Below are 9,583 nucleotides of genomic sequence, written 5' to 3' on the forward strand. Positions count from 1 at the left end.
TGTTCCCTAAAAGTTTTCAATATCTCACAACTAAAATCATATTGCTATACAATATTAGTGTTAGATAATAGGACTTATCCATTACAACTTATTTTCATTATTACGAGCGACAGGAAAGCAATCTCAAACCCTAGTTTTTCGTAATCCATGGGTAAGTCCTGAGAAATTAAATAACTAGATTTTCATCAAAAGATTATGTATCAAAAAATTCTAGCAACAATGGACACATCGGCAGCAGGCGATCGCGTATTTGCCGCTGCTCTCAATTTAGCAAAACTCAATAATTCCTACTTAAAATTATTGCACGTTTTATCTCCCGAAGAAGGAGAAACTCCCCTTAAATTTGGAGCAATTTCCCGGGAATTTAACAAAGAATTGATTGCGGAATATCAACAAAAATGGAAAGATTTTGACAAAAAATGCCTAGATATCTTGCAGTCACGAGCTAACGAAGCGACAACAGCAGGGGTAAACACAGAATTTCTTCAAACTGAAGGTGCACCTGGAAAGCAGATATGTAAGGTAGCCGAGGAGTGGGGTGCTGAACTAATTGTTATGGGACGCAGAGGACATTCTGTTGTCAGCGAAATGGTTATAGGTAGCGTAAGCAGTTATGTAATTCACCGGGCGAAATGTTCGGTGTTAGTTGTGCAGCAATAGTTTTTGGCAGTGGTGCATTGTAATGGTATAGCCAGCGGGAGCATCTTGCTCCCCTTATTTTTGTCATACATGGTGTTACATGTTATCGAAAATCAATTACATTGGGTTGAGCGATGTTCAATTTCAAGAAGATGATTCTAGAATTAGAAAGGATAATTCTCCAGAAAATTTGGCAGTAATTAGGCAAATAGCTTTAAATTTATTAAATCAAGAAAAAACTATAAAAACCGGAATAAAAAACAAACGAAAAAGAGCCGGATGGAACAATAATTATCTCCTCAAAGTTTTATTCAGCTCATAATAAATTCTGATTTCAAATAATATCATGTTCCCCCTCCGGGGGAGCTACGAATTGCGGATAATTACTTATAATAAAGTATATGGTTTGTAGTTGGGCTTGAGCCTCTGAAATGCTTAGTATTAGGACTAAAGTCTAACTACGAGCCTAATTATAACTGTTCTACCGAACATGATATTACCCCTCCAAAATCAGGTACTGTAGCCTGTAAAATCACCGGATAAATAACCAAGTTGTTACAGTCTAAAAAATGGACGCTATACTTTACAAAACTTTAGACACATTTATGTACAGAGAATAATAAAGTGAGCGTATGACACGAATGCTTATGTAATTAGTGATGTCCAGTAGACCCATAACTATTAGACTGCCTAATAGTCGATACAACCAGTTAGAAATATATACTGCCGACACAGCAACTACCAAATCAGAGGTTGTGGTCTCAGCTCTCTCCCAATATCTGGGGATAAATCATCAGGTTTCCCTATCAGAAAGAGTGGCGCGACTAGAACAAAGAATGGCTGCTTTAGAGGGGACACGATGAGTCAAGTTCCCACCCCAGGTTCTATAGTTAGTTGTCGCGATCGCCAATGGGTAGTCCTGCCGTCAGAAAATTCGGAATTAGTTCGTTTACGTCCCCTCAGTGGAAATGAAGACCAAATCTGCGGTATTTTTACTCCCTTAGAGTTAGAATCGTCTATTGAATCTGCTAAATTTCCAAACCCTACAGGGGATAGCATTCAAGATTGTACTGCAGCCCAACTCCTGATAGATGCAGCAAGGTTAAATCTTCGCAGTGGGGCGGGGCCATTTCGTTGCTTGGGACGTTTGTCATTACGACCCCGACCTTATCAACTTGTACCTTTGTTAATGGGGTTACGATTAGATACAATTCGCTTATTAATAGCAGACGATGTGGGAATTGGTAAAACTATTGAAGCTGGATTAATTGCCAAGGAACTTTTGGACAGGGGAGAGATAAAACGTCTAGCTGTTCTTTGTCCGCCTCAACTTTGCGACCAATGGCAACGGGAATTAAAGGAAAAGTTTCATATTGATGCTGTTGTTATTCGTTCTGGTACAGTATCTAAATTAGAACGAAATTTGCCATCGAGGGAACATCATATATTTAGTTATTACCCACATATTATTGTTAGTCTAGACTATGCTAAATCAGACCGCCGTCGAGCTAGTTTACTGACTTATTGTCCGGATTTAGTTATAGTAGATGAAGTTCATACTTGTGCTAGTTCTAATAAGGATAATACTACTCAACAACGTCACCAGTTAGTAAAAGAAATTGCTGAAAATTATCAACGCCACTTGGTTTTATTAACTGCTACTCCCCATAGTGGAATTGAAACTGCTTTTCTGTCGATTTTGGGTTTATTAAAACGAGAATTTGCCAATTTTGATTTAGATAATCTTACAGAAAAACAACGTCAAGAATTAGCTCAACATTTTGTGCAAAGACGACGGGCTGACGTGCAAAAATGGCTAGGCAATGAAACACCATTTCCCCAAAGAGAGGCTTTAGAGTCTACTTATAATCTCTCTAAAGATTACCGGAAATTATTTGATGATGTTTATGATTTTGCTAGGGGATTAGTAAAAACTGGCGCTAACTTAAGTTATGCTCAAAAACGAGGCAGATATTGGTCTGCTTTAGCCATTGTTCGTTGTGTAATGTCTTCTCCTGCTGCTGCGATCGCTACTTTATCTAGGCAGGTAAAAAATCGAGAAACGGAAGTTATTTATGAGGAAGATTTAGGGTTAAATGATGAGGTGGCAGCTACTTATGTTTATGACCCTACGGAACAGGAACAGGCAGTGGATGTTGTGCCGAATATTGTCGTAGAAAAAGGTCAGTTAAGTTATGTCGAAAAAGAAAAGCGTCAGTTAAAGGCTTTTGTGAAGGCAGCCGAACAATTATTAGGGGAAAAAGATAGAAAGTTACAACAGGTAATTTCTCTAGCAAAAGACTTGTTAAGAGAAGGTTTTAATTTTATTATTTGGTGTCGTTATATTGCCACTGCTAAATATTTAGCTGATGCTCTGAAAACCAAATTTGAAACTTCCAAAAACAACAACATTAGAGTTATTGCCATTACAGGAGAATTATCAGAAGATGAACGAGAAATTCGGCTAGCAGAATTAACAGAATATCCTCAAAGAATTATGGTAGCTACAGACTGTTTAAGTGAGGGGGTAAACTTACAAACCCATTTTACTGCAACTATTCATTATGACTTACCTTGGAATCCTAATCGTTTAGAACAGAGGGAAGGGAGAATTGACCGTTATGGGCAAACTGCACCTCAAGTAAAATGTATTTTATTCTACGGTGAAGATAATCCTGTAGATGGGGCAGTTTTAGATGTTTTAATTAGAAAAGCGGTTAAAATTCACCAAACATTGGGAGTAACTGTACCAGTACCAATGGATAGTAGTACGGTACAAGAAGCAGTGTTTAAATCTTTATTTGAACAAGCAGATGATGCTCGTCAACTTTCAATTTTTGACATCTTAGAAGATACTACTTCTGCTATTAGTGAAGTACATCAAAGATGGGATATTGCAGCAGAAAAAGAAAAGTTAAATCGGACTCGTTTTGCTCAACGAACGATTAAGCCAACAGAAGTAGAACAAGAGTTAATTGAATCTGACAAAATCTTAGGAACTGAGTCAGATGTGGAGCAATTTGTCAAGAGGACTTGCGCACGTTTAAATGCTTCTTTAATTCGGCAAAAAAATAGTTGGCATTTACCAAATATTCCTAAATGTTTAATCCCGATTTTAGGAGCTAAACCACGGACAATTGCTTTTACTACTCCCACACCAGAGAACGTTGAATATGTAGGTAGAAATCATCCTTTAGTAGAAGGTTTAGCTCAACATATATTAGGAGAAGCGTTAAATGAAAAATTAGTAGAGCCAATAGCTGCTAGATGTGGATTAGTAGTTACTAATGTTGTAGACAAACCGAAATTTATTTTGTTATTAAGACTGAGGCATTTATTAACAAGTTCTCGCCATCAAAGTTTATTAGTAGAGGAATGTTTAACATTAGGTTTTACTGGGATTCCTAGTAAACCCAATTGGTTATTTCAAGATGAAACTTGGGAAATTTTAGCTAGAGCTGAACCAGTGGCAGATTTAAAACCTGAGTTGAAGAAACAGAAAGTTAAAAGTTTTCTAGCTCGACTCAAAGATTTACAGCCAGAATTAGAAAAAATTGCCAATCAAAGAGCAGAAATATTATCTGAATCTCATTGTAGAGTTAGGGCTATTACAAAAGAAGGAAAAGTTAAAGTTGAACCTCTTTTGCCTATGGATATTTTAGGAGTATATTTATTAAAACCTAATTAGTTTGTTTAGGCTCGTAGTTGGACTTTAGTCCACTCTTCTATATCAGGCTAGAGCAATACTATAGCACTACGCATTAAGGTTAGGACATTTCTAAATCCTGAAAGCCTTTGAAAGTCGGCTGTTCCCTGTTCCCTGTTCCCTGTTCCCTAGCGCGTAGCGCTATACTAACATAATAATCATGGCTAATACTGCAACATTAACTGCTTTTCAAATAGAAGGAAATTTAATTGCCCCCGATCTGACCTCCGAATTATTAAAAGGAGAAATTAAAGGGCAAATAGCTTCTGATTTTGGACTGAAAAAAACAGAAAAATTAGAGGATGAAATAGCTTTTGCTTGGGGTGAAGCTAAAGATTTATGGAATATTTTTCAACGCCGTTTACAACGAGATAATACAGATACTGCTACCACTCCCACCCGCGAATATTTGGCTATACCTCTACTCAAATTATTAGGTTATCATCCTGTCTATCAACAAAAAGCAGAAGTAGTAGAAAGTCAAACTTATGCTATCTCTCACCGAGCAGAAACGGGAGAGGAAAAACCCCCCATTCATATAGTTGGTTGTCGGGTATCTCTTGATAAACGCCCCCAGTCTGATACTCCCCGTTTGTCTGCTCATGCTTTAATGCAAGAATATCTCAATCGCACCGAATATCTCTGGGGAGTGGTGACTAATGGGTTTCAGTGGCGACTTTTGCGTGACTCGTCTTTGATGACTCGGTCAGCTTATATTGAGTTTGACTTAAAACAGATACTTGATGGAGAAAATTTTGCCGAGTTTAGATTATTTTATCGTTTATTTCACCGTTCCCGACTACCCCAAAGTCGCGATGATGCAGACAAATGTTTATTAGAATTTTACCATCAGGAGGGACAACAACAAGGAAATAGGGTGCGCGATCGCCTTCGTGATGGTGTGGAGGAGGCTTTGGTTTTGTTGGGAACTGGGTTTTTACAACATCCTCAAAGTTTGATTAATATAGATGGTAATGTTCCTAATGAGGGGGGATTTTACCGTCAATTATTGTTATTAATTTACCGACTATTATTTTTAATGGTAGCAGAGTCGCGGAATTTATTATTAGTAGGAGAAGATGAAGAAAAGGCGCGAATTTACACAGAATATTATAGTATTTCTCGGTTGAGAAATTTAGCCGAACGCCCCAGTTATCAGCGGGAAGGTTATCAAGATATTTGGCAAGGTTTGAGGATGACTTTTGCTTTGTTTGATGAAAATTGGCGGGGTAAACTTTTAGGTCTTTCTCCTCTGAATGGAAATTTATTTGGTTCGGATTCGTTGTTAACTTTGGATAAATTTGCCATAGATAATTATGATTTATTAAAAGCAATTAGAAATTTATCTTTGTATGAGGAAAAGGGGCAGCAGCGAAGAGTAAATTATGGTGCTTTGGATGTGGAAGAGTTGGGAAGTGTTTATGAGAGTTTGTTGGATTTTTCACCGAAAATTATTGTCGAGGATGGAATTTATCAGTTTGCTTTAATAACAGGAACGGAAAGGAAAACTACGGGTTCTTATTATACTCCAAAAGAGTTAGTTGCTCAGTTAATTAAAAGTGCTTTGGAACCTGTAATTAAAGAGAAAATTAATCAAGTTCGTAGTAGGGCTGAAGCCCTACTTGAAGAAGATGGGACTAAAGTCCAACTACGAGCGGAGTTACGAGCCAAATTATTATCAATAAAAGTATGTGACCCTGCTTGTGGTTCGGGGCATTTTTTGTTAGCTGCTGCTCGGAGACTTGGTAAAGAATTAGCTCAAATTATGACTGGAGAAGCTCAACCTACACCGGAAAATTTAAGGTTGGCTATTCGGGATGTTATTCAAAATTGTATTTATGGTGTAGATTTAAACCCTTTGGCTGTAGATTTATGTAAGGTTGCTTTATGGATAGAGGGTTTTTGTGCGGGTAAACCTTTGAACTTTTTAGACCACAGAATTAAATGTGGTAATTCCTTAGTTGGAGTGCTGGATATTGACTGTTTAAATGAGGGAATTCCCGATCATGCTTTTTCTGCTGTGACTGGGGATGATAAAAAGTTAGCTACTCAGTTTAAGAAACGGAATAAAAAGGAGAAACATGATATAGAAGTAGGGCAGTTAGCTTTGAATTTTTTGGATTTAGAAGCAGAACGAAATCAATATGTAGAAGCATGGCGGGAGTTGGGAAAAATATCTGATGAAACAACGGATGATGTGAAGGAGAAACAGAGGAAATATTTGGCAAGTCATAGTCAGGAAAATAAGGGATGGTGGCGAGATTTTTCTGCTTGTAATTTATGGACGACTGCTTTTTTTATGTATGTGACGAAACAGAATTTAGAGTTGTTACCAACTACGGCAGTTTTAAATCAATTATTGAAAGGTAATCAAGTGACTAAAGCAGTGGTAGATGCTGCTAATAAGTTGGGAGAAAAGTATAGGTTTTTTCATTGGTTTTTGGAGTTTCCAGAAGTATTTGAAGATGGGGGATTTGATTGTGTTTTGGGTAATCCTCCGTGGGAGAGAATAAAGTTACAGGAAAAAGAATTTTTTGCTGCTAGGGATAAGGATATTGCCAATGCTAAAAATAAGGCAGAGCGGGGTAAGTTAATTAAGCAGTTAGCTAAAAATAATCCTCAGTTATTAGAGGAATTTGAGGATACTAAACATTTTGCTGATGCACAGAGTAAATTTATTCGGGAGTCTGCTAGGTTTCCTTTAACTGCAGTGGGAGATATTAATACTTATGCTGTGTTTGCTGAGACAACTAGAAAGTTAATTTCTTCAAGTGGAAGAGTAGGGGTTATTGTTCCGACTGGTATTGCGACTGATGCTACTTGTCAAAAGTTTTTTGGCGACTTGACTCAAAAACAGAATTTAGCTAGTTTTTATGATTTTGAGAATAGGGAGAAATTATTTGCTGCTGTAGATAGTCGAATAAAATTCTCTCTTTTATCTATGAGCATTCAACGCTTACAAAAAGCTAACTTATCCTTTTTCCTGACTCAAGCAAAACAAGTAGGAGACTTAAGTCGAGTTTTTCAACTTTCTGCTCAGGATATTGCTTTATTAAATCCTAACACTCTCACTTGCCCAATTTTCAGAACTCATCAAGATGCGGAACTTACAAAAAAAATCTATCAGCGCACTCCTGTTTTGGAAAATGAAAAAACAGGAGTTAACCCTTGGAGTATTTCATTTATGTCAATGTTTCACATGGCAAATGATAGTGGGTTATTTCAGAATGAAGCAGGTAATGGTTTAGTGCCACTTTATGAAGGGAAAATGGTTCAAGCATACGATCATCGTGCAGCTAGTTCTATAACTAATACAGACAATTTATATCGATCCGGACAACCTTTACAAACAAATTTAGAACAACATCAAAATATAAATTATACTCCTATTTCCCAATATTTTGTTAGTAAAATAGAAGTTTATGATCGAATTGCTAATAAGACTAAAAAAAAATATTTATTGAGTTTAAAAAGTGTGACTAGCTCTACAAATGAAAGAACTATAATAGCCTCAATGTTACCTATATGTGGAGTTTCTCATTCTATGAATGTTGTTTTTATACAAAATAGTTTATCTCAATTATATCCTTGTATATTAGGAAATTTTAATAGTTTAATTTTAGATTTTATTGCAAAACAAAAAGTTGGTGGTGTAAATTTAAGTTATTTCATCCTCAAACAACTCCCAGTCATTCCCCCAGAAGACTACACAGATGAAGACATCAACTACATCAGCACCCGCGTCCTAGAACTCGTCTACACCGCTGATGACATGAAGCTATTCGCCCTAGACATGGGATATAAAGGCGACCCCTTCATCTGGAACCCCCAACGTCGCGCCCAACTTCGCGCCGAACTTGACGCATATTATGCCAAACTCTACGGTTTAGAAAGAGACGAACTGCGTTATATACTCGACCCCACGGACATCTATGGCGAAGACTTCCCCAGTGAAACATTTCGAGTCCTCAAAAATAAAGAGATAAAAGAATATGGAGAATATCGGACACAAAGATTAGTATTAGAAGCGTTTGATAGGTTGAAAATTCGTTCGTAGTAGGGCTTCAGCCCGACATCAAGATAGGACTAAAGTCCAACTATGAGCCTTCCTTTGTAGTAGGGCTTCAGCCCGACATCAAGATAGAACTAAAGTCCAGCTACGAGCTTTATTCGTTCGTAATAGGGTTTTAACCCTAATATTTAAGAGAAGATAGGATTAAAGTCCAACTACGAGCTTAACATTTGTTCCTTTATTTATCAACAATATAACTATGAGATTTATCAGTCCGAAAACCGACTTTGCCTTTAAAAAAATCTTCGGTTCAAACCGCAGTAAACAAATCTTAATTAGTTTTCTCAATGCCATAGTTTATGACAATCATAATACTATACAATCTCTGGAAATAATTGACCCCTATAACCCAGGAGTTACTCAAACTCTTAAGGATACTTATCTTGATGTTAGAGCTGTATTAGATAATGGCTCTACAGTCATAATTGAGATGCAAGTATTGAACGTTGAAGCATTTGAAAAAAGAGTAATTTATAATCTAGCAAAAGCTTATGGTAATCAGTTAGATACTGGGGAAGGATACCGAAGTTTAAAACCTTTTATTACTTTGACTATTACAGATTTTGTGCTATTCAAAGAAGCAAAAAGAATGATTAATAAATTTAGATTCAAGGAAGAGAAAGATTCATTTAACTATCGAGACGAGTTAAGACTAATATTTTTAGAATTACCCAAATTTAACAAGGAATTATCAGAGTTAGAAACCGAGAGTGATAAATGGATTTATTTCCTTAAATCTGCTCCTAACTTAGAAGTAATTCCTGATTCTCTTGGAGAAGTAGCAGAAATTGAAGCAGCGTTAAATATTGCTAACCGAGCTAATCTAAGTAATGAGGAATTAGAGGAGTTACATAAACAAGAAGTATTTATTGGGGATAGGAAAGGTGAGATTAGTTTAGCGAAACAGGAAGCTAAAGAAGAAGGTCGAGAAGAAGGTCGAGAAGAAGGTCGAGAAGAAGGTCGAGAAGAAGGTCGAGAAGAAGGAAAAATTGAGGAAGCAGTTAAACAAATATTGCGTCTAATTCGGCGATTATTGGGAGAAATTTCTCCAGAATTTGAGAGTCAAATCAAACAATTATCTTTGGCAAAATTAGATATTTTAGGAGAGGAAATTTTTGATATGAAAACTATTACAGATATTGAAAATTGGTTAGAGAGTCAAAGAT

General features: G+C 36.7%; 5 protein-coding genes and 1 pseudogene. All 6 read left to right on the plus strand.

Annotated features, from left to right (window positions below; all coding sequences use genetic code 11):
- The first annotated feature begins 195 nt into the window (after window positions 1–195).
- Complete coding sequence (locus tag AC3DU7_RS16235) at window positions 196–660, plus strand: universal stress protein (protein WP_488040366.1); 465 nt, start codon at window positions 196–198, stop codon at window positions 658–660.
- An 84-nt stretch (window positions 661–744) separates the two neighbouring features.
- Window positions 745–961 (plus strand): annotated as a pseudogene (locus AC3DU7_RS16240) (transposase); the annotation flags it as partial.
- A gap of 337 nt (window positions 962–1,298) precedes the next feature.
- Entirely contained in the window at window positions 1,299–1,502 is a 204-nt protein-coding gene (locus AC3DU7_RS16245) for a hypothetical protein (RefSeq protein WP_488040367.1), read from the plus strand.
- On the plus strand, window positions 1,499–4,327 hold the full coding sequence (locus tag AC3DU7_RS16250) for a helicase-related protein (protein WP_488040368.1): 2,829 nt from the start codon (window positions 1,499–1,501) through the stop codon (window positions 4,325–4,327). Before AC3DU7_RS16245 ends, AC3DU7_RS16250 begins: the two co-directional genes overlap by 4 nt.
- A gap of 178 nt (window positions 4,328–4,505) precedes the next feature.
- Complete coding sequence (locus tag AC3DU7_RS16255) at window positions 4,506–8,402, plus strand: Eco57I restriction-modification methylase domain-containing protein (protein WP_488040369.1); 3,897 nt, start codon at window positions 4,506–4,508, stop codon at window positions 8,400–8,402.
- Between the two features lie 214 nt (window positions 8,403–8,616).
- A partial coding sequence (locus AC3DU7_RS16260) for an Rpn family recombination-promoting nuclease/putative transposase (RefSeq protein ID WP_488040370.1) occupies window positions 8,617–9,583 on the plus strand: 967 nt, incomplete at its 3' end.

Source organism: Okeania sp., from assembly GCF_983059655.1.

Excerpts from the sequence above, each read along its gene's own strand:
- AC3DU7_RS16235 (WP_488040366.1), top strand. The coding sequence starts at position 196 with ATGTATCAAAAAATTCTAGCAACAATGGACACATCGGCAGCAGGCGAT.
- AC3DU7_RS16245 (WP_488040367.1), top strand. The coding sequence starts at position 1,299 with ATGTCCAGTAGACCCATAACTATTAGACTGCCTAATAGTCGATACAAC.
- AC3DU7_RS16250 (WP_488040368.1), top strand. The coding sequence starts at position 1,499 with ATGAGTCAAGTTCCCACCCCAGGTTCTATAGTTAGTTGTCGCGATCGC.
- AC3DU7_RS16255 (WP_488040369.1), top strand. The coding sequence starts at position 4,506 with ATGGCTAATACTGCAACATTAACTGCTTTTCAAATAGAAGGAAATTTA.